19 protein-coding genes are annotated in these 21,038 nt (G+C 30.9%); 3 read left to right on the top strand and 16 right to left on the bottom strand.

The features are described from left to right. Nucleotides 1-209: 209 nt before the first annotated feature. From DWX74_RS04570 to mutS, 12 genes are all read right to left on the bottom strand, one after another. Nucleotides 210-1,556: a Sapep family Mn(2+)-dependent dipeptidase gene (locus DWX74_RS04570; protein ID WP_118548912.1), complete on the bottom strand. Its 1,347-nt coding sequence runs from the start codon at nt 1,554-1,556 to the stop codon at nt 210-212. A 139-nt stretch (nt 1,557-1,695) separates the two neighbouring features. Continuing rightward, nucleotides 1,696-3,252, bottom strand: a complete 1,557-nt coding sequence (locus tag DWX74_RS04565) for a cell wall-binding repeat-containing protein (protein ID WP_158573237.1) — start codon at nt 3,250-3,252, stop codon at nt 1,696-1,698. Between the two features lie 282 nt (nt 3,253-3,534). Further along, nucleotides 3,535-5,514: a cell wall-binding repeat-containing protein gene (locus DWX74_RS04560; RefSeq protein ID WP_118548911.1), complete on the bottom strand. Its 1,980-nt coding sequence runs from the start codon at nt 5,512-5,514 to the stop codon at nt 3,535-3,537. 328 nt (nt 5,515-5,842) lie between these two features. Next, nucleotides 5,843-6,232, bottom strand: a complete 390-nt coding sequence (locus DWX74_RS04555) for a hypothetical protein (RefSeq protein WP_330415625.1) — start codon at nt 6,230-6,232, stop codon at nt 5,843-5,845. Then, complete coding sequence (locus tag DWX74_RS11365; RefSeq protein WP_330415624.1) at nt 6,196-6,438, bottom strand: hypothetical protein; 243 nt, start codon at nt 6,436-6,438, stop codon at nt 6,196-6,198. The genes DWX74_RS04555 and DWX74_RS11365 overlap by 37 nt, the downstream gene beginning before the upstream one ends. After that, complete coding sequence (locus tag DWX74_RS04550) at nt 6,438-6,677, bottom strand: 4Fe-4S dicluster-binding protein (protein WP_286164203.1); 240 nt, start codon at nt 6,675-6,677, stop codon at nt 6,438-6,440. Before DWX74_RS04550 ends, DWX74_RS11365 begins: the two co-directional genes overlap by 1 nt. A 184-nt stretch (nt 6,678-6,861) precedes the next feature. Further along, nucleotides 6,862-7,527, bottom strand: coding sequence for a Crp/Fnr family transcriptional regulator (locus DWX74_RS04545; RefSeq protein WP_118548910.1), 666 nt, complete (start codon nt 7,525-7,527; stop codon nt 6,862-6,864). Nucleotides 7,528-7,775: 248 nt separating this feature from the next. Beyond that, entirely contained in the window at nt 7,776-9,068 is a 1,293-nt protein-coding gene (locus DWX74_RS04540) for a methionine gamma-lyase family protein (protein WP_118548909.1), read from the bottom strand. A gap of 24 nt (nt 9,069-9,092) precedes the next feature. Further along, nucleotides 9,093-9,320, bottom strand: coding sequence for an RNA chaperone Hfq (hfq, locus tag DWX74_RS04535; protein ID WP_118548908.1), 228 nt, complete (start codon nt 9,318-9,320; stop codon nt 9,093-9,095). Nucleotides 9,321-9,368: 48 nt separating this feature from the next. Then, nucleotides 9,369-10,298 (bottom strand): tRNA (adenosine(37)-N6)-dimethylallyltransferase MiaA, encoded by a 930-nt coding sequence (gene miaA, locus DWX74_RS04530; protein ID WP_118548907.1) that lies wholly within the window; start codon nt 10,296-10,298, stop codon nt 9,369-9,371. 23 nt (nt 10,299-10,321) lie between these two features. Then, nucleotides 10,322-12,382, bottom strand: coding sequence for a DNA mismatch repair endonuclease MutL (gene mutL, locus DWX74_RS04525; RefSeq protein ID WP_118548906.1), 2,061 nt, complete (start codon nt 12,380-12,382; stop codon nt 10,322-10,324). An 18-nt stretch (nt 12,383-12,400) separates the two neighbouring features. Next, a complete protein-coding gene (gene mutS / locus DWX74_RS04520; protein WP_118548905.1) occupies nt 12,401-15,271 on the bottom strand; it encodes a DNA mismatch repair protein MutS in 2,871 nt (956 codons plus the stop codon). 240 nt (nt 15,272-15,511) lie between these two features. Here mutS and DWX74_RS04515 point away from each other — a divergent pair, with 240 nt between their 5' ends. The 3 genes from DWX74_RS04515 to upp all read left to right on the top strand — a co-directional run bounded on the left by DWX74_RS04515 (nt 15,512) and on the right by upp (nt 18,163). After that, nucleotides 15,512-15,940, top strand: coding sequence for a 4Fe-4S dicluster domain-containing protein (locus tag DWX74_RS04515; RefSeq protein WP_118548904.1), 429 nt, complete (start codon nt 15,512-15,514; stop codon nt 15,938-15,940). A 464-nt stretch (nt 15,941-16,404) separates the two neighbouring features. Further along, entirely contained in the window at nt 16,405-17,325 is a 921-nt protein-coding gene (locus tag DWX74_RS04510) for a hypothetical protein (protein WP_118548903.1), read from the top strand. A gap of 208 nt (nt 17,326-17,533) precedes the next feature. Continuing rightward, complete coding sequence (gene upp, locus DWX74_RS04505; RefSeq protein ID WP_006439484.1) at nt 17,534-18,163, top strand: uracil phosphoribosyltransferase; 630 nt, start codon at nt 17,534-17,536, stop codon at nt 18,161-18,163. A 184-nt stretch (nt 18,164-18,347) separates the two neighbouring features. Here upp and DWX74_RS04500 read toward each other — a convergent pair whose 3' ends face one another. The 4 genes from DWX74_RS04500 to DWX74_RS04485 form a co-directional block, all read right to left on the bottom strand. Next, nucleotides 18,348-18,743 (bottom strand): ADP-ribosylglycohydrolase family protein, encoded by a 396-nt coding sequence (locus DWX74_RS04500; protein WP_118548902.1) that lies wholly within the window; start codon nt 18,741-18,743, stop codon nt 18,348-18,350. A gap of 169 nt (nt 18,744-18,912) precedes the next feature. Further along, the gene (locus DWX74_RS04495) at nt 18,913-20,277 is read right to left on the bottom strand and encodes a PTS ascorbate transporter subunit IIC (RefSeq protein WP_118548901.1); all 1,365 of its coding nucleotides are present in this window, start codon (nt 20,275-20,277) and stop codon (nt 18,913-18,915) included. A 64-nt stretch (nt 20,278-20,341) separates the two neighbouring features. Further along, nucleotides 20,342-20,617 (bottom strand): PTS sugar transporter subunit IIB, encoded by a 276-nt coding sequence (locus tag DWX74_RS04490; protein ID WP_006439487.1) that lies wholly within the window; start codon nt 20,615-20,617, stop codon nt 20,342-20,344. 1 nt (nt 20,618) lies between these two features. After that, entirely contained in the window at nt 20,619-21,020 is a 402-nt protein-coding gene (locus DWX74_RS04485; RefSeq protein ID WP_006439488.1) for a PTS sugar transporter subunit IIA, read from the bottom strand. Nucleotides 21,021-21,038 lie beyond the last annotated feature (18 nt).

Below are 21,038 nucleotides of genomic sequence, written 5' to 3'. Positions count from 1 at the left end.
TATTTTTTAAAAATTGTGAACATCTCTAACTAAAAACTTTATTGTTGTATTAAAGTTGTTTCTATCTTTTCTTTATTAAATGAATAAATTTCAACTTTTTTTATAATAAAAAAATATTTTTTGAATTTATTCAAAGACCCATTAAAATGTTTTTAAGATGAAGTTTTTTAAAGTTTTCTATATAGCCTACTAAAATATTAATAAAAAATTTATAACTCTAATAGTCTATATACAGATAAAGCATATATCTCAGTGGCTTTTATCATATTTTTTATATCTACTCTTTCATTTTCCTGGTGCTCAGTTTTTTCATCAAATGGGAACATTGCTCCAAATGCTACACAGTTATCAAGTGCTTTTGCGTAAGTTGCACCACCTGATGACATAGGAGTTCCCTCAAGTCCTGTTTCCTGTTCGTACACAGAAACAAGTGTTTTTATAAGTTCAGAATCTGCTGTAACATAAAGAGATTTTAGTCTATCAAATTCTTCAAATTCAAGTCCATAGTTAGCAGCTTTTTCTTTTACTGCATTTTCTAAGTCTTCTATAGTATATTTCACTGGAATTCTTGAGTCGTATCCAAGTACAGATTCATTTTCGTTTATTATAAGCTCTCCTAAGTTCAGAGTAAGTGTTCCAGATACATCATCAATACAATTAGGTAGTATCTTACTTCCAACTGAGTCAGATAATCCAGCAACAAATCTCACTACATCTTCTCCTACGCCTATTTCATAAAGAGCCTTGCAAAGTCTTTCTATTGCATTTACTCCTTTGTCAGCCGATGCAGAGTGAACTCTTTTTCCAATAACAGTTACACTTTCCCCATCTTTTTCGTAGTCAAATTTTAATTCATCAAGTTTTTCTGATAATTTATCTGAAAGTTCTCCTGTGTAGTTAGCTACTCCAGGAACAGCATTTAATGCACCTGAAATATTTAAACTTAATTCTTTAGATCCTTTTCCTCTTAAATAGAACTGCACTAGAGATTTTTCTGCGTTTGTTACTGGGAATGAAGAATCTGGTGTAAATCCCATAGATGGTATTTCTTCACCATTTTCAGTGTATTTTGCAATACATCTCCATAAATTTTCTTCATCACCACCGATTATAAATCTAACTCTCTTTTTAAACTTCACACCAGCATCTAAAAGAGCCTTAACAGCATACATTGCAGCTATTGTAGGACCTTTGTCATCCTGAGTTCCTCTTCCGTATATATACCCGTCTTCTTCAGTAGCTGAAAATGGTGGAAATTTCCACTTAGATTCATCTCCTACAGGAACAACATCTATATGCCCTAATATTCCTATAAGTTCTTCTCCTTCTCCAACTTCTGCATATCCGTAGTATCCATCTTTGTATACAGTCTTAAACCCTAGAGATTCTGCTATTTCTAGAGTTTTTCTAAGAGCTTCATCCACTCCCTTACCAAATGGCATTGTTTCTGTTGCTGTATCCTCATCCATTACACTATTTATTCTTACAGCAGCTTTGATTGATTCAACCATTTCTCTGCTATTTTCATTAACTATATTTTTTATCTTAGCTTCCATTTTTAATTTCTCCCTTAGTTTATTTTTACAGTTTTTATTATATCACGGATAACTTCTTTTAGGAATTTTATATCAACTTTGATTTTACTTTAAATAAAAAAAGAGAGCCGAAGCCCTCAATTTTATTTATATTAATTTCTTAATCCCAACCAAAATCAGTTGTCATAAATATACCATTTTTGCCTTTATATGCAGCTACTGCAACATAGTCATAGCTTTCATTTAGCATATTCATATTATGTCCTGGAGAATTTCTCCATGCTTCAAATGAATTTTTAGCTAACTCTTTAGCTGTATAAGTTCCTCCAGATACCCAGTATATATTTTCTCCAGCTAGAGGAACATTTCCTCCTGCATCAGGATAAATCTCATCAATCATTTTGCCTTCGTATTCATGGTCAAAGTAGTCTAAATCAGACATATGTTTAGATTTTAAATATGCCCAATTTTCTAACCCTGAATCAGTCTTCAATTCATGAATTCCAATTATAGTTCTATATGTATTTATCAATTTATAGAATTCTTTTCTGTATTCTTCTTGGAATTCTTTACTATTTACATTTGTATTTCCACTATCAACAGATTCAACTATTATAAGTTTTAATGTTTTATACGCTTCTGCTCCATCTGAATCTTTTACATACAATTTTAATTCATATGTTCCTGGATATATAGCATCAGGAGGATCTAGAAGTAGTATTTCATTTGTTAAATCACCATCTTCTTTATCATATGCAGTAACGCCAAACTCATTTATATCTAACTGTTCTAAAAATTCTAGTGTCACAGTATCTTTTTTAGCTGTTATAACAGGTTTTGAGTTTCCAGATAAATCTATGTCTTTCATTCCACCTATCTGAATAGCATTCTTTCCTTTTAATATGCTATTATCAGAATTTGAAGATACAAGTACCACACCATTGTCTTTAGCTAATAAAGATGAAGTAAGTGCATCAACAAGAGGATATCCCTTAGCACAGTATAGTGTATCAGAATTTGCATAGAAATTATTGATTACTGCTCTATTTGTTTCATATCTGTTATTTCCAGATATTCTTTTTGCATCAAATTTTGATACTAAATTATTTGATACAACTGCACCTCCACCTATTGCAAAGTATTTTACTCCAGATTTTTTATCCTGAGAAGATGCATTTCCATTAGTTAATATTATAGGAGCCTTATCTCTAGCTGCAACTGAAGCTACAGACATAGCATCTGCCTCTCCTTTATTTCCATTTACAATAAATGCTTCATTGTATCCTCCTAAAAGGGCAGCAACTTTTTCAGAAGTTTCTATTCTGTTTTTACCCTCTATTCTTATAATTTCCTTATCTGATAATTGATTTTCAACATTTTTACTTATAGCTGCATTTCCACCAATTATATATACTTTGTCTACATTTTGTAGTCTAGTCATAGTTTCATTAGGTATAGAGTCCTTTTTTACCAATAGTATAGGTGCGTTTTCTTTACCAGCTAAACTAGATGCAGATAGACCATCTGCCAAGCTTTTATCTGAGTTTACAAGGATAGCAGTATTATAATTACCTATATTATCTGCTATTTTTGCAGCTGTTTCGTATCTATTAAGACCAGATATTTCTGATATCTTGCTAGCAGATACTGGTACCAGTGACGAACCAAACAATACTGCACTTAAAGTAAGAGCACTTAATTTCTTTGCAAATTTCATAGTAATCTCTCCTCACATTTTATATTTTTGTAATTTTCATACAAATTATTCTTTGATTAGAGTATCTCATAATTTTGGTTTTATGTAAAGTTCTTTCACAAATAATATTATATAAAATTACTATCTTTGCAAAAGATGTTAAATCAAAATTTATAATAATCTTTTAAGTTAGTAAATTTATAAAAAAGTAAATAAAAAGGACTGCTACAAGATATGTAACAGTCCCAAATTCAAATTTTAAATTTTTTATAGTTAAACTTTTCCGATTAAAGTAATTTTAATCTATTTTAGATTTATTTCAAAGTCCATTCCTCCAACTTGAACTAAATCTTTATCTTTTAATATACTATTGTCTGATTTAGGTGATACTAAAACTACACCATTATCTTTAGATAATGGAGATACTGCTAAAGCATCAACTAATAAATCACCTTTAGTATAGTAATATTTATTTTTATTAGGATAGAATTCTTTAATAACAGCTCTATTAGTTTCGTATCTATTAGATCCAGGGATTCTTTCAGCGTCAAATTCAGATACTATAGAATCTGAAACAACAGCATCTCCACCTACAACATAGTATTCAACGCCTGTTTTTTTACTATGTGTTGATGTTTTTCCGTTAGTTAATAATATTGGAGCCTGATTTTTTGCTGCTACAGAAGAAACTGATATAGCATCGGCTTCACCAGTATTTCCATTTACTATGAAAGCTTCATCATAATTACCAACTAATTTTGCAACTTTTTCAGAAGTTTCAACTCTATTTTTACCGTCTACTCTTACTATTTCTTTTCCAGCTAATTGTTTTTCTACGTCTTTACTTATAGCTGCTGTACCACCTATTATGTATATTTTTTTAGCTTTTAAAGCTCTAGTTAAAGTTTCTTTAGGTATTATATTTTGTTTTACTAATAGTATTGGAGCTTTTTCTTTACCTGCTAGAGATGATGCTGATAGACCATCTGATAGAGATTTGTCCCCATTTACTAGTATTGCTGTGTCATAGTATCCCATTTTGTCAGCTATTTTTGCAGCTGTTTCGTATCTGTCAGAACCTATTATTTCTGTTTTTGTAGGTTCTGATGGAGTAGGTGGTATGTATATTGGTGGATTATTATTTGTAATATCGCCATTTCCATCTATTTTAATATTTTCTGATTCATTTACTTCAATTGGTTTTTTTTCTGGATTAGTGACATCTCCATTTGCATCATAGTGTCCTTTTTGTTGTGTCATAACTTTTGCATTTGTATCTTTTATTTCTAATATTGTTGTACCCTGAGTTTCTGCTGCATCATGACGACCATCACCTAATAATATATCCCCATTATCTATTCCCTCAAAATTAGTTGTTGAACCACTATAAGTAAACTTTGTATTATTTACAATTAAGTTTGACTCCGCATTACTTTGAGCAACTATACGTATAGGAGCTGCATAAGTTTTACTACTATCTGATCCTAATCCACAATCAATAAATTCACAGTTTTCAACAGAAATTGTCTGTATTCCCTTCATTTTATGATTTAAGTTTAGCCCAACATCAATATTTTTAAATGTTGTATTACTCACATTGATTGAACCATTCGCATTACTATAAATAGATGTATCTTTATGCCCCCATTTAGCAGAATCAAAGCTACATCCATTAACATTAATATCTATATCTCCTGCTGTTCCAGAGAAATAAATACGATTCATGTTCTTACAATTTTCAAAGTTTAAAGTAATTTTATGATTAGTATTTCTTTGTCCCCATGATGCTATTCCATTCAAGTTTTTTACTGTAACAGTAATATCTTTAGCTAAAAATTCACCAGCTTCATTTTGTAATCCTGTATCACGACTATATTTATATGTATCAATTTCTAAATCATGCTCTCCGCCTGTAACATTTGCACCATTTCCATAAATAATCAAATCATCAGCTATATGACCATGTGTCATTGCACCTACATCTTTCCCTGGATTACAGTAGATTTCTTTAGGCTTTTCTTTTGTAGTAGGTGTTTTATCCTTATAAACAGCTGTTAAAGCATCAACAAGTGTTTTATAATATCCACCATTATAATATACTGTATTATCTCCCCAATTAAGTTCTACGCCACTTGGCAATACTACATTACTACTTTCTGCAGTTCCAATTTCTACCCCACTATTTGGCAAAATAGTTCCTTCAGCAAAAGCTACTGTCGAAAAAACTGTCGAAGTTCCCAATGCAATCGACATCAAAGCTGCTACTAATTTTTGCTTTTTCATAACAATCTCTCTCCTTTTAATAAATTATTTTATCGACTTATATCTATTCAAAACTTAAAAATTAATAATATCACCTAAGATTTTCATATAAGTCAACAAATGAAGCATATAAAAAAGCACAGAAAAATATATATAAAGTATTACTTTATATAATTACCCTGTGCTAGTTTAACATTATTAAATTTTTCTTCTAAAGGCATAGTTATGCTATGTATGTATGTATGTATGTATGTATGTACATTTTCAGATAATAACATAGCTACGTCAACCCTCTCTTACAAAATTATATTTATATTCAAATTATAGCAAATATAGTTAATCTTGTAAATTATTTAAAAGCATTAAATTTTGATTTATTCTTTATCCGACAAATTCCCTGTGTCATTGTTCCCATTGGACAGTATACGCACCAAGATCTCGGTTTATATAGAAGCATCGTAATTACACCAAGTATTGTAGATGTAAGCATCACACTATAGAATCCAAATGCAAACTGTACCATCCAAGCTGGAACATTTGCCCCATTAAATGCAAAGCTCCAAGGCACTTTAAACGTCCAAAGTATTGTAACTACCTCCTTCATACTATTTGCTCCCTTAAATACAAGATATGTAGAAAACAGCATATTTCCAAACATAAACATAAAGAAGGCTAAAAATCCAGATCTAAACCATTTGCTCTTTAAGAATTTTGGTATATCTTTTTTCTTGAAAGACATAACTTTCCACCAAGTATTCCAAATAACTGACCTCTTCCGCAGTATCTATTACAATATGCTTTATTTCCACTTACTATAGAAATTATCAGCGGAACAAAGAAACAGATTAACCCAAGCCAAGCAAACATTATATTAAAAAATCCTAAAACCAGATAAAGTAGAGACACTATCCATAAATAATCGTACCATTTTTTCTGTTTTTTCATTATATAGCACCCCCTACTTCATCATTATTTATCACAATTTCTTCTTTTTTGATTTCTATTACAGATGCTGGACATTCCTTAGCACAAAGTCCACATCCTATACATTTTTCCATATCCACCACCGCATATATACCTTTTGGTATAGATATTGCACCTTTAGGACATACTTTTATACAGCATCCACATCCAACACATAGCGACTGATCTACAGATGCAAATCTTTTCATTTTCTTATTCATACTATTATTCCCTTTCACCACAAATTTATTTATTATATCAATGTCATGATGATATTCTACAATAAAAAAAGCTGCCTCTTCTGTGACACAATCACATAAAAAGCAACTTTTTATAATTTATTACATTTATTTTATACGTTTTTATTATATTTTTATTAATTTTTGAGTTTTATTTTGTTAAATTTTATTTAGCTATTTTTATAAGCTCATCTTTATCTAAAATTTCAACACTACCTCTTCCAAGAGAAACTATTTCCTCCTGCTCAAAATACTTTAGCATCCTACTAACAACTTCTCTTGCACTTCCAATATACTTTGCAAGTTGCTCGTGAGTTATCTTAATCTTCTCTTTTCCTGTAGATTCGCTTTCTTCAATTAAAAATATCGCTATTCTTTTATCTATCCCCATAAATAAAATCTGTTGCATAATCCACATAACATCGGAAAATCTCGCCGCAATTCCTTCATACATAAATGCCTTTACATAAATATTATCTTCCATAATTTTTTTAAATATATTAGAAGGCACATTAATTATCTCAGTATTTTCCTCTGCTTCAATATGCACCTCAAAAGTTATCGCATCTAACACACAAGAAGAAGATAAAGTACACATTTCTCCTTCTCTTATCCTATAAAGAGTAACATCCCTACCATCTTCTGAAATAATGTGTACTCTAAGAGATCCCTTCTTCACAAAAATAATTCCAAAACAACTCTCGGATTTTTTAAGAATCAACTCTCCTTTTTTAAAACTCACATTATATAAATTACTCTCAACTAAAATCTTTTCCTCATCACTCAACAGATTCCAAAGAGGAAGCTTTTTTAACCTATTAACATCTCTCATCTTTACTCTCCATAATTATTTAATCATCATAATATATTTATTATAACATTTTCTACATTTAATAAATAATTTTTAATTAAAATCTCTATAATCTGAAAGCACATTCAATATTCAATAAATAAGATTTTATTCTGAATATAAAAAAGGGTATCTTAAAATTTTTAGAATAAATATCTATTTTAAGTTCTTGCTAAAAATAGATATTTATAGAAAAATTTAAGACACCCTTTTTATGTATCAGAAAAATCTTATTTTCCCTGTTCTCTATGTAAATCTTTTATTCTTTCTATTGCCTTTAATGTACCCATCTTAGAATGGTCAAATGTAAGTCCACCCTGGAAGTAAACATTGTATGGTGGTCTTATTGGCGCATCAGCACTTAATTCTATTGAAGAACCCTGAACAAAAGCTCCTGCAGCCATTATAACCTCGTCTTCGTACCCTGGCATCGCCCATGGAACTGGTGTAACAAATGAATCAACTGGAGCTGCATACTGAACACCTTCACAGAATCTAACAACTTCTTCTGGACTTCCAAGCTGAACACACTGGATTATATCACTTCTTAAATCGTCATAAGCTGGAAGTACTTTATATCCTAGTTTCTCAAAAGCTCTAGCACAATAAATGGCCCCCATTACAGCCTGAGATACAACATATGGAGCCATGAAGAATCCCTGAAGTACGCTTCTTGTAGTTCCGAATGTAAGACCACATTCTTTACCTATACCAGGACAAGTTAATCTATATGATATCTGTTCAACTAAATCATGTCTACCAACTATATATCCACCAGTTAAAGCAAGTCCTCCACCCGGGTTTTTGATTAATGATCCAGCCATTATATCTACACCAACATCTGTTGGTTCTTTAGTATCTAAGAATTCACCGTAGCAGTTATCAACCATTATTATAACTTCTGGTTTAACTCTTCTAACTTCTTTAACAGCTTCTTCTATATCTTCTATTGATAAAGATTTTCTCCATTCATATCCTTTAGATCTCTGTATCATAACTAATTTAGTTCTGTCGTTTATTTTAGCTTCTATACCATCTATATCTATATTTCCATCTTCTCTAAAATCTAACTGACTATATGTAACACCGTATTCTTTTAGGCATCCTTTTTCTTCTCTTATACCTATAACCCCCTGAAGAGTGTCATATGGTGCTGATGTTATAGAAAGTATTTCATCTCCTGGTCTTACTAATCCCTGAACAGTTAATGATAGTGCATGAGTACCGTTAACTATTATAGGTCTAACAAGTGCATCTTCTGTGTGGAATACTTTTGCGTATATTTCTTCTATTTTTTCTCTACCTAGGTCATTGTATCCGTATCCAGTAGTCCAGTTGAAGTGGTTGTCACTTAAATTGGCTTCCTGCATAGCTCTTAATACTTTGTACTGATTGTATTCTCTTATTTCTTTGATCTCATCAAATTTAAATTTGATGTCTTCCATAACCTCTTCTGAGAATTTCATCATTTCATCGTCTATGTTGTAGTGTTCTTTTAAAAAATCTCTTGTAATATCTAACATTTCTTGCTCCTTTTTCTTTGTATCTTAGTATATTATGCTTATATTATCTACTGGCTGAACAGTAGATACAGCGTGTTTGTATATTAAGCTCTGTTTTTTATCTTCTCCCTCTAGTAGAATAACATAGCTATCAAATCCTTTTACAGTTCCTTTAACCTTTACACCATTAACAAGATATATGAAAACAGCTTTTTTCTCTTTTCTCGCCTGATTTAAGAATAAATCCTGTAAGTTTAATACTGTATTTTTCATTTTTTAATCCCCCTAAAACAATTTATTTAAAATCAAAACTTTTTCTTACTAAAGCATTTTTTTGACATAAGAAACAACTGCATCTTTTAATTCTTCAGCTGAATTAAATTTATCAATTTCAAACCATTTTGCATCTTCGTATCTTCTAAACCAAGTTAGCTGTCTTTTTGCATAACGTCTAGAATCTCTTTTAATTATTTCTATAGCTTCGTCAAGAGTATACTCTCCATCGAAGTATTTTATAATTTCTTTGTATCCGATTCCCTGCATAGAAATCATATCTTTTGTGTATCCTTTTTCAAGAAGTCCTTTAACTTCTTCAATTAAACCATTTTTTAGCATTATATCTACTCTTAGATTTATTCTATCATATAATGCCTGTCTATCTCTATTTAAAACTATTATAATTGGTCTATACTTTTTATTGTATCTTAAATCTTTTGAGAAGTCATTCATCTTTTCTCCACTCATAGCAACTTCTATTGCTCTTATGACTCTTTTTGTGTTGTTTGGATGAATCCTTTCAGCAGTTTCTTTATCTAATGAAACTAGTTTTTCGTACATATACGCAGGTCCATTTTCTTCAAGTTCTTTGTTTAATTCTTCTCTTAGTTCCTGATTTGCATCAGATTTTCCAAAGTCCATATCGTATATTAGAGAGTTTAGGTAAAGTCCTGTTCCTCCAGTGACTATTACATTTTTTCCTCTGCTAGAAATTTCGTCTATGTATTCTTCTGCCATTCTTTTGTATTCAGATACAGAAAAAGGCATATCTGGCTCTATTTCATCTACTAGATAATGCTTCACTCCCTGCATTTCTTCTTCAGTTACTTTTGCACTACCTATGTCCATATATTTGTATATCTGCATTGAGTCTGCAGATACTATCTCTGCATCAACTGCCTTTGCAAGCTGTATTGAAAGATCTGTCTTTCCAACTGCAGTAGGTCCAGTAAGGATTATTAGTGGTGTTGTCATAATACCCATCCCTTCTTATTTTTCTACATTATTCTCTTGAACATCTTCTCTATTTCAACTTTAGAAATCTCAACCATTGTAGGTCTACCATGTGGGCAAGTGTATGGATTTTCACATTTTTCAAGCTGTTTAAATAGAGATTCTATTTCTATATTTTGAATTCTATCATTTGCTTTAATCGCCGATTTACAAGCCATTATCGCAAATCTATCATCTTTTAAATCATAGTTATTTGATATTTTATCTATGTTGTCTATCAATTCTAAGATGAATTTTTCCGATTGTGGAGTTCCAAATAGGTTAGGTACACCTCTTATCAGGATATTATTCATCCCAAATATTTCTACTTCAAATCCAAAGTTTCTAAATATATCTAAGTTTTTTTCAACTTGTAGCATATCCACGCTTGATAGCTCTAATACAATTGGATCTAATAACATCTGCATGTGTACTTCTCTTTTGTGGAATGCGTTCATATATCTTTCAAACAGAACTCTCTCATGTGCTGCGTGCTGGTCCATTAGATACATAGATTCTCCCTTTTGAAGTACTATATATGTATCAAATACTACTCCAACAACTTTATAATATTTAAGAGAAAATCCAGCTTCTTTTTTCTCAATCTCGTCTTTTTTCTCTGAATCAAGTATTTCACCTTCTGTAGTGAATACCATCTGAGATTCTGTTTCAGATATTTTATCATTATCCTCTATTTTTACAGCACTACTGTAGCTATTTTTATAGTTATCCACATCGCTGTTATAACTACTAAACCCACTAGAATAGCTTTCTCTTTTATTTGTTTTATTATCATAGTTTTTTAATGAAGTATTCTTTGTTGCATTAGATTTATTTTTTACTTCTTTTTTCTTTTTCTCCTCAAAATCATCTAACTTAATAAATGAATTTACATCTACCTCATCAGATAAGTCTATCGGTTTAATATTTTTATCGCCAAATTTTGTACTTGTTTCACTAAAATTAGTCGTAGTATTTCCAAAATCCTGATTTTTAAATGCATTGCCGCTAAAGTCTTGTTTCACTGCCCTATCTTTAGGAACTCTGTCAAATGTTTCAAACTTACCAATAAGGCTTTGTTTAAGCAGTTTTGCCCTAATATATTCCATTATTTCTAATTTTATCTCATTTTCTTTTTCAAACTTAACCTCAATCTTACCTGGGTGTATGTTTACATCTACCTTTTGTGGATCAAGGTGCAAGTTTATGAAACAAACTGCATGCTTGTTTATAGGAATTATAGATTTATATGCATTTGCAATCGCATCGTAAATTATCTTGCTTTTTACAAATCTTCCATTTATATATACGTGCTGCAGGTTTCTGTTTGAGCGGTATATATTGTTATTTCCTATGTATCCATCTATTTTGAAAAGGCTGCAATCATAGTTAATTTCAATCAAGTTTTCAGAAACTTCTCTGCTGTATATGCTCCTAACAGCACTTACTAGTTTTCCATCTCCTGGAGTATTGACCATTAGCTTTCCTGCATTAAGGTATCTAAATTTTACATTTGGATATCCTATAGCAAGCTTGTTCACAATATCTGTGATATTCATAAGCTCAGCATGGTCTGTTTTTAGGAATTTTTTTCTCGCTGGAGTATTAAAGAATAGGTCTTTAATCACGATAGATGTTCCAGTATTTGCACCAACGGCTTCTTTTGCTTCTATGTTTCCGCCAACTAGAGTGATTTTTGTTCCAACAGCTTCATCCTCGAATTTTGTAGTCATTTCAAGTTTTGAAACTGCACATATAGAAGCAAGTGCCTCTCCTCTAAATCCAAGCGTAAATAGATTAAATAAGTCATCTATTTTGTCTATTTTACTAGTTGCATGTCTTAAAAAGCACTTTTTAACCTCACTTGAAGGAATTCCACATCCATTATCAGTTATCTTGATAAGCGACTTTCCTCCGTTTTCAACCTCGATTATTATTCTATCAGCACCAGCATCTATTGAGTTTTCAACGAGTTCTTTTACAATAGATGATGGTCTTTCAACAACCTCTCCAGCTGCAATTTTGTTTATAGTTATTTCGTCTAGCAGGTTTATTCTATTTTTCATAATAATCCTCCTAACAATTTATTTTAAGCTTTCTTCCTGAGCTATTTTCTGAAGCTCGAATATTTTATTCATCGCATCAAGTGGAGTCATATTCATAAGATTTAGAGATAGTATCTCTTCCTCTAGCTTGCTTTTTTCCATACTTCCAAATGAAATCTGCACCCCAGAAGTACTGTATTCCACTTTTTTGCTCTTTTTAGACTGTTTTTCTTTTAATTGTTTAGAAAGCGAGTCTATCTTTTCTTCAAGTTTTTTATTTTTATCGTTTAAGTTATCGTTTATATTTTTTAGACTATTATTTTCTGTTTTTAAATTGTCTAATTCTATTTTTAGTTCCTTACATTCTTCAAAGCTCTTATCTTCATAAGATGCTTTTTCAGCAACTCTATCTTCTATATTTGCTATATTTTGTGCAAATCCACTATTTCCATTATCAGAAGACAATGCATTTAATACACTCATATTGCTTACATGGTTATTTTCTAAATCAGATAGTATCTCAGCTGATCTGTTTATAACCTCATCTGGCAGTTTTGCCAGCTTAGCAACATATATACCATAACTCTTATCAGCTGCTTGAGGAATTATCTTTCTAAGGAATATTACATCATTTCCATCTTCTTTAACCCCTATAGAGTAGTTTTTAACCTCGTCAAACTCGTCTTCTAAATCAGTTAATTCGTGGTAATGAGTTGCAAATAATGTCTTACATTTTATATTTTTCTGTATGTACTCGACTATAGACCAAGCTAAACTTATTCCGTCGTAAGTACTAGTTCCACGACCTATTTCATCAAGTATAACTAAACTCTTATCTGTAGCATTTTTAAGAATCATTGATACTTCATTCATCTCAACCATAAATGTAGACTGTCCCTGAGATAAGTCGTCACTTGCTCCAACTCTTGTAAATATTCTATCCATTATCGGAATATCAGCATACTCTGCAGGAACAAATGAGCCTATGTGAGCCATAAGTGCAATTATCGCAGTTTGTCGCATATATGTAGATTTACCTGACATATTTGGTCCTGTGATTATGTTTATAGTATTTTCTCCAGTTTTTAAATATGTATCGTTTGGAACAAAGTTTTCTATTCCTACGATATTTTCAACAACTGGATGTCTACCATTTTTTATTTCAAGTCTATTTTCGTTGTTTATATTTGGTTTAACGTATCCATTTTGTGAAGCTGTTTCAGCAAGTGCAGCATATACGTCTACATTTGCTACAATATGTGCAACCTCCTGTATTCTGTTTATATTTTTATAAACAGCACTTCTAATTTCTGTAAAGATTTCATATTCTATAGCTTTTATTTTTTCCTCAGCATTTAGAATTTTTTCTTCTATTTCTTTTAGTTCTGGAGTGATAAATCTCTCCGCATTGCTAAGTGTTTGCTTTCTTATATAGCTCTCGTCTATTATAGCCTGAGCTAAGTTAGCCTTAGTTATTTCTATGTAATATCCAAAAACTTTATTAAATCCTATTTTTAATGATTTAACCCCAGTTCTTTCTTTTTCCTTAGCTTCTATATCTTTTATTATATTCGCTCCGTTTTTAGAAATATCTCTAAGTTCGTCAAGTTCATTATTGTAACCAGATTTTATTATATTTCCGTCTTTTATTGTAATAGCAGGATCTTCCTTTATCGAATCCTCTATTAACTGATAAATATCCTCTAAAGTATCCATACTATTTATGTATTCTTTTAAAATTACACAGTTTGAGTTTTCAACTGTTTCTTTTAATAGAGGTAATTTTTCTATAGAATGTTTTAAGTTTATTAATTCTTTAGGAGTTACTTTTTCAAAAGCTATTTTCCCACAAATTCTTTCTATATCGTAAATTTTCTTTAATATTTCAATTAAGTCTTCTTTTAATATATAGTCGTCGTTTATTTCTTCTATTATGTTTAATCTATATTCTATTTTTTCTTTGTTTATAAGTGGCTGTTCTACGTATTTTCTAAGAAGTCTACCACCCATTGCAGTAGATGTTCTGTCTAATACATGAAGAAGTGATCCTTTTTTCTTTCCACCTCTTATAGTCTGTGTAAGCTCAAGATTTGTTCTTGTGAACATATCAAGTACCATATATTCTGATGAGTTGTACACGTTTATAGAGCTCATATTAGACGTTATCTGCTTCTGAGTAGAATATATATAATTTAAAATTATAGCTATACTTTTCTTTATAAGTCCGTCGTTATCTAAATCCAGTGTTTCTATGTATTCACTTGGGAAGTAGTCAAATATTATCGACTCTTCTTCCATACCATCATCAAAGCTTTCATTTATGTATATATTTCCAACCGTTGCAATATCTCTTATCTTATCAATAAATGAAAGGTCATTTAATATTATCTCTGAAGGGTTTACCTTTGCTATTTCTTCAACTATTTTATCCTCGTTTAAATAAGTCGCATTTAATTCTCCCGTACTTATGTCTACATATGATAACCCGATCATATTTTTATTTCTGTATATAGACATTAGGTAGTTGTTTTTCTTGTTTTCTAAAAGTGAGCCATCAAGTACAGTACCCGGTGTTATAACTCTTATAACATCCCTTTTTACTATTCCTTTTGCCTTAGCTGGATCCTCTAGCTGCTCACCTATTGCAACTTTGTACCCGTTTTCTACTAATTTTGATATATATGAATTGGCAGAATGGAAAGGTACTCCACACATTGGAGCTCTTTCTTCTAAGCCACATGCTTTTCCAGTAAGTGCTATTTCAAGAGTTTTTGAAGCTATTATCGCATCATCAAAGAACATTTCATAAAAATCGCCCAATCTATAGAATAGTATACAGTCTTTGTATCTATCTTTTGTTTCCATATACTGTTTCATCATGGGCGTAAGTTTTTTTCTATCTACTTCCATCTTATTCCTCCATTTCAAATTATTATTAAATCAACTACTTTGTATTTTTCTTTTATCAAATATTTTTTCATCGTTCATTTGACTAAAATTTTGTCTCATTGTTTTATTATACCATATTTTTTTAAAGTTACGCAGTATAACTCTATCCTTCAAATGTAATTGAAAACATTCTTTCTTTCGTGTAAAATTAAATGGTGTTTTATTTTTTACGTGATAGATATTTTTGAGGGAGGTTTTGTTTTGAAAAAGATAGTTTATAATATGGATCTTTGTAATGCTTGTTTTAAATGTCATGCAGCTTGTGCAAAGGTTCATTCGGATAAAGAAGGACTTAGTTGCAGAAAAATGAAGAGAGTTGAAAATCCTGTTACCAATTCTTTTAGATTGATTACAGAGTCTTGTAGACACTGTGAGGACCCTACTTGTATGAATAACTGTTCTCACGATGTTTTTTCTGTGGATCCAGAAACTGGTTTTGTCCTTACAAATGATGAAAATTGTATCGGATGTCAGATTTGTTCTTTTGTATGTCCATTTGATGTACCTAAGTTTTCAAATGAAAAAATAGTAAAATGTGATGGATGTAATGACAGAGTAAAAGCTGGACTATTACCTGCATGTGTAGAGGCATGCGAATCTCACGCATTACGTTTAATAGACTGTAAATAAAAAAAGAAGCTATTTAATCTTCTCTCCAGGATCAGACGCATTTAGTATTTTTTGAAAATGTAGTAATATGAGCGTCTTCCATTGTCGAGTGCGATTTAAATAGCTTCTTTTTTATTACAGTTTATTAAATTGTAATTCGTGAGATTTTTTATTTTAAAATAATTGCTATTAATTTGTTACTTTTCTTTTTTTATATTTTAAATCAGCAATCCTTGATGCATGTTATTCTTCGGCAATGCATTGTAAATTTGTTTACCATAATTAAATAGCTTCTTTTTATTACAGTTTATTAAATTGTAATTCGTGAGATTTTTTATTTTAGTGTTATTTTCCTCAGATTTTTCATTTGGTTTTTTATATTATAAGTTATAATATAGTTATAGATAATATTTTATTAAACTAAGCAAGAACACTCGTGACTTTAGTCATGGGAGGTTCAGTCCTTATAGAAAGGAGTTTTTCCTATGAAGCTTATGTACGATGAAGAGATTTTATACAAAGTTATGACGGATCAAGTTTTACCAAATGTGTTTAAAGAGATTTATTCAATTCCTAATCATTTAATTCTAGCAGTTATTCAAAAGATAAATAATGTATCATTTAATCAAAATTGTATAATTTCTATAAATAATGAAGGACTTTTGTTTGGATTTATGAGTAAGTTAAAGGTCGATAAGGCAACTGATTATCATTTCTTTAAATTTAAAGATATGCAGGGAATTGCTTTGAAAAATGGTATTTTCGGTATGAAGATAATTATCCAATTTAAGAGCGGAACGAGATATCAATTATATGTAAGTAAGAAAAGTAACAATAATCTACCAAATCAAACAGAAAATCTAGGGTATATTATTTCTGTACTTGCAGCCAAAAATTTAAATGATATGAGTAGCAAGAAGTACAGTGGAATAAAGTGGGAAAATAGAAAGTCGTCGTTTGCCTATGTTTCTACTTTAATATTGGCTCTACTAATTCCAATCTGTTTTATAAATCGTATAAAAAGTACTTTGCTTTTCACTGTTATAGTTGTAGCTGTTTGGATTATACATTTCGTATTGTTTTCTGCACTTGCAACTTCTAGTGAAAAAAGAAAGAATAAAAAATTTACAGAGGAGTACAATAAAATTATTGAAAAGTATAATGAGTCAAAAGATGATTACCAATTATACTGTGATTTAAAAAGTATTTTAAATCATCCTCGTACTAAAGACGCTAAAAATGCATATTATTTATCACTGTCTACAGCAGCGTCAAATATAGGATATTTTAATGAATCTCTAGATTATTTGGATATGGTCGAATATTTAGAGGGCGATATTTTGAATAAAGCTGTTAATCAGCAGAGAGAGGATATAAAAACACGAATATATAATCAAAATAAGTAAATAATTTTCGTGTTTTTGTATGAATTTATTTTGAATTTTTAACAATAAAATGAATTAATTTTATTATTTTTAAGCAAAATACAAAAAATAGATGAAAAATGTTAAGATTTTTGGTATAATATGAAAAAGTGTGTGTATATTAATAATCAATTACGCATAAAACAATTTTTATTGTTTAACATATTAAAATTTTAGGAGGCTTATCTATATGAACAAAGTAGTAATAATGGATCATCCATTAGTTCAGCACAAATTAACTTTAATGAGAGATAAAAACACTGGATCAAAAGATTTCAGAGAATTATTAACAGAAATAACTATGCTTATGGGATACGAAATAACAAGAGATCTTCCACTAGAAGAAGTTGAAATAGAAACTCCACTTGTTAAGACTAAAGCTAAAGTAATAGCTGGTAAAAAATTAGGTATCGTTCCAATATTAAGAGCGGGATTAGGAATGGTAGACGGATTACTTTCATTAGTTCCAGCTGCTAAAGTTGGTCATGTTGGTCTATACAGAGACCCAGAAACTTTAAAACCAGTTGAATATTACAGCAAATTCCCTAAGGATATAAACGAAAGAGATATGATAGTTGTAGACCCAATGTTAGCTACTGGTGGTTCTGCAGTTGCAGCTATAGACGTTGTTAAAAGAGAAGGAGCTAAAAGTGTTAAATTAGTTAACTTAGTAGCTTCTCCAGAAGGAATAGCAGAAGTTCACAAATATCATCCAGACGTTGATATATTTGTAGCAGCTCTTGACGAAAGATTAAATGAACATGGATACATATTACCAGGTTTAGGAGATGCTGGAGATAGATTATTCGGAACTAAATAACAAAGACAAGAGTATATCTGCTCTTGGCTCCAGGCTTCAGCGCCCCACACTGTTAGAGTAACACATTTAGCAGTTGTGGGGCGCTTGCAGTATTGTCGCTTTTGAGCAGATATATCTCTTACCCCAGTTTGTTATTCTGGTACAAGAAAAGACTGCTTGCATAATGATTGCTCGCATCCATTTTTTATTTTGTTAGTTGTTGTTTATTATATAATTTCTCAGAAATATCTTCTATAAAATCCACTAACTCTAATTTATCTAAAAATTTTTTATTTATTCCATCTATACCTAAATATGCATCGCCAATTTGAGTATTAGCCCAATCTATATAGCATTTTCTTATACTTTCTACTTCATCATCATTATCAGATAAAATAAGCCCATCTATGGTAAAAAGTATCATTTGTGTATCATCAGAAATTTCTGCAACTCCATTATTTAAATTGTATACTGTTATACCACCTTTCCCATAAATAGAAAATATCTCCTCTTCAGACATAAATTCAATTGGATAGCCTAGTGCATCCCCTACAGCTCCACCTAAAATACATCCTTTAAATCTATTTAATAGCTTATTCATTTATTACCACCTACATCGAAATAATATTATATTCTTATTATATTATATAAATCACTAACTTTTAAAGCAAAACATATCTATTAGCGAATTTACTTTCTTTTTCTCAGTTTTAAACTTGCTGCAAAATAAAGAAGGGATGCCACAGAATTCTGCGACACCCCAATTTATATTATTCTGCTGCTGTTTCAGCTTTTTTCTTTCCTGATATCATTGAGTATATAACCATTAGTGCAACTATACCTACTAAAGCTATTGTTACTCCATTTCCTCCGAAGAACTGCTGTAGTTTTCCAAGAACTATACCAACTACTGCGAAGTCTGCATCTGAGAATGTTGAGTTTGCAACACCTAAGTTACCTAATACTGGTAATAATCCAACTGGTAGGAATGATATTAATATACCGTTGAAGAATGCTCCAAGTATAGCACCTCTTCTACCACCTGTTGCGTTACCAAATACCCCTGCTGTTGCACCACAGAAGAAGTGAGGAACAACACCTGGTATTACTATTGTAAGTCCCATAGCACCTAGTGCGAACATTGATACTATACCACCTATAAATGAACTTATGAATCCAACAAGTACTGCATTTGGAGCATAAGGGAAAACTATAGGACAGTCTAGTGCTGGTCTTGAATTTGGAACAAGTTTTGTAGCTATTCCTCTGAATGCTGGAACTATTTCGTTAAGAACAAGTCTAACACCGTTCTGGATTAGTATGAATCCTGCTGCGAATTTTAATGCCTGCATCATTGAGAATACTATAAAGTTCTGTCCACCAGATAAGTTTGTTTCAACATACTCTGCACCTGCTGCTATTGCAACTACTATGTAAAGTATTAACATTGTTATTGATATAGAAACAACTGAATCTCTAAGGAAGCTTAAAGATTTTGGTACGTTCATTTCTTCTGTTGATTTAGAGTTTTTACCAACTGCTCTACCTATTAATCCTGCACAAGCGTAACCAACTGATGAGAAATGACCTAATGCAACTGAATCATTTTTTGTTACATCTTTCATAAAAGGCTGACACATTGCTGGTGAAAGTACCATTATTATTCCAAGTGCTAAAGCTCCTGTAAATACTAACTGTACACCTGTCATTCCTGATACTGAAAGTATAACTGCTACCATACAAGCCATGTATAATGTAACGTGACCTGTTAAGAATATATTTTTGAATTTTGTAAATCTAGCTATTAATATATTAGCAAGCATACCAAATGCCATTATAAGTGCTGTTGCCTGACCGTAGTCCTTAATTGCAAGTGCAACTACTGCTTCATTGTTTGGTATTACCCCATTTATATTGAATCCATACTGGAACATCTCACCAAATGGTGCTAATGATGCTGATATTACGTCTGCTGATGCAGATATTACAACGAAACCAACCATTGCTTTTAAAGTAGCTTTTACTACATCTTCAAATGCTTTTTTCTGAAGTAAAAGTCCTACTAAAACTATAATCCCTACTAGAACTGAGGGCTCCTGTATAAAATCGACTATATCACCTAATATTCCGTTCATATTTTCCTCCTTTGTTAATCAAAGCTTATTGCTTTTTAACAACCAATCCCTTTATTTATTTTTCTTAGTATCCTATTTTTTCTTTTATTTTAGCTTTTAATTCATCTCTATCTAAAAGAGAATCTAAAACTATAAGATTTGGAAGATGAGAAGCACTTGCTTCTAAGTCTTTTCCTGTTACGAATATTTCAGCCTGATCTGCTGTAGCATCAGCTAAAGAGTTGTGAGATGCCTGATATTCTGAAGAAGCACCTAATTCATTTAATATATCTGTTATATTCATTTCCACCATAAAACTTGATCCTAATCCTGATCCACATACTGCCATTATTGTTTTCATATTACATTACCTCCATAATTTCTTTTTCATTGTTTGAATTTAATATTTTTTCTACTTTTTCTTTGTTCATACATATTTCAGCTAATTTTTTTATTGTTTCTATATGAGAAGAACTATCTACAGCTGTTATTGTGAAGAATATTTTTATAGGTTTTCCTAAAAAATCTACTTCTTTGTTAAGCTTTAATACACATAAATCAGTTTTTAATGCTCCATCTTCTGGTCTTGCATGAGGCATTGCTATATGGTCTGCTATGCAAAAATATGCCCCAAACTCCTCTATTTTTGATAGTATTGCATCGTAGTATCTATCTTCTATAGAGCCATTTTTAACTAATTCATCACAAGATAGTTTTATAGCTTCTTCATAGTTTTTAACTTCATCTATTACCTTTACTATCATCTTTCTATCTCCTGACTT

Source organism: Peptoclostridium sp. AF21-18, from assembly GCF_003478825.1.
Classification (GTDB): Bacteria; Bacillota; Clostridia; order Peptostreptococcales; family Peptostreptococcaceae; genus Peptacetobacter.
Note: the sequence above shows the minus strand (reverse complement) of the source record. Positions and strands in the feature narration are given on the sequence as shown.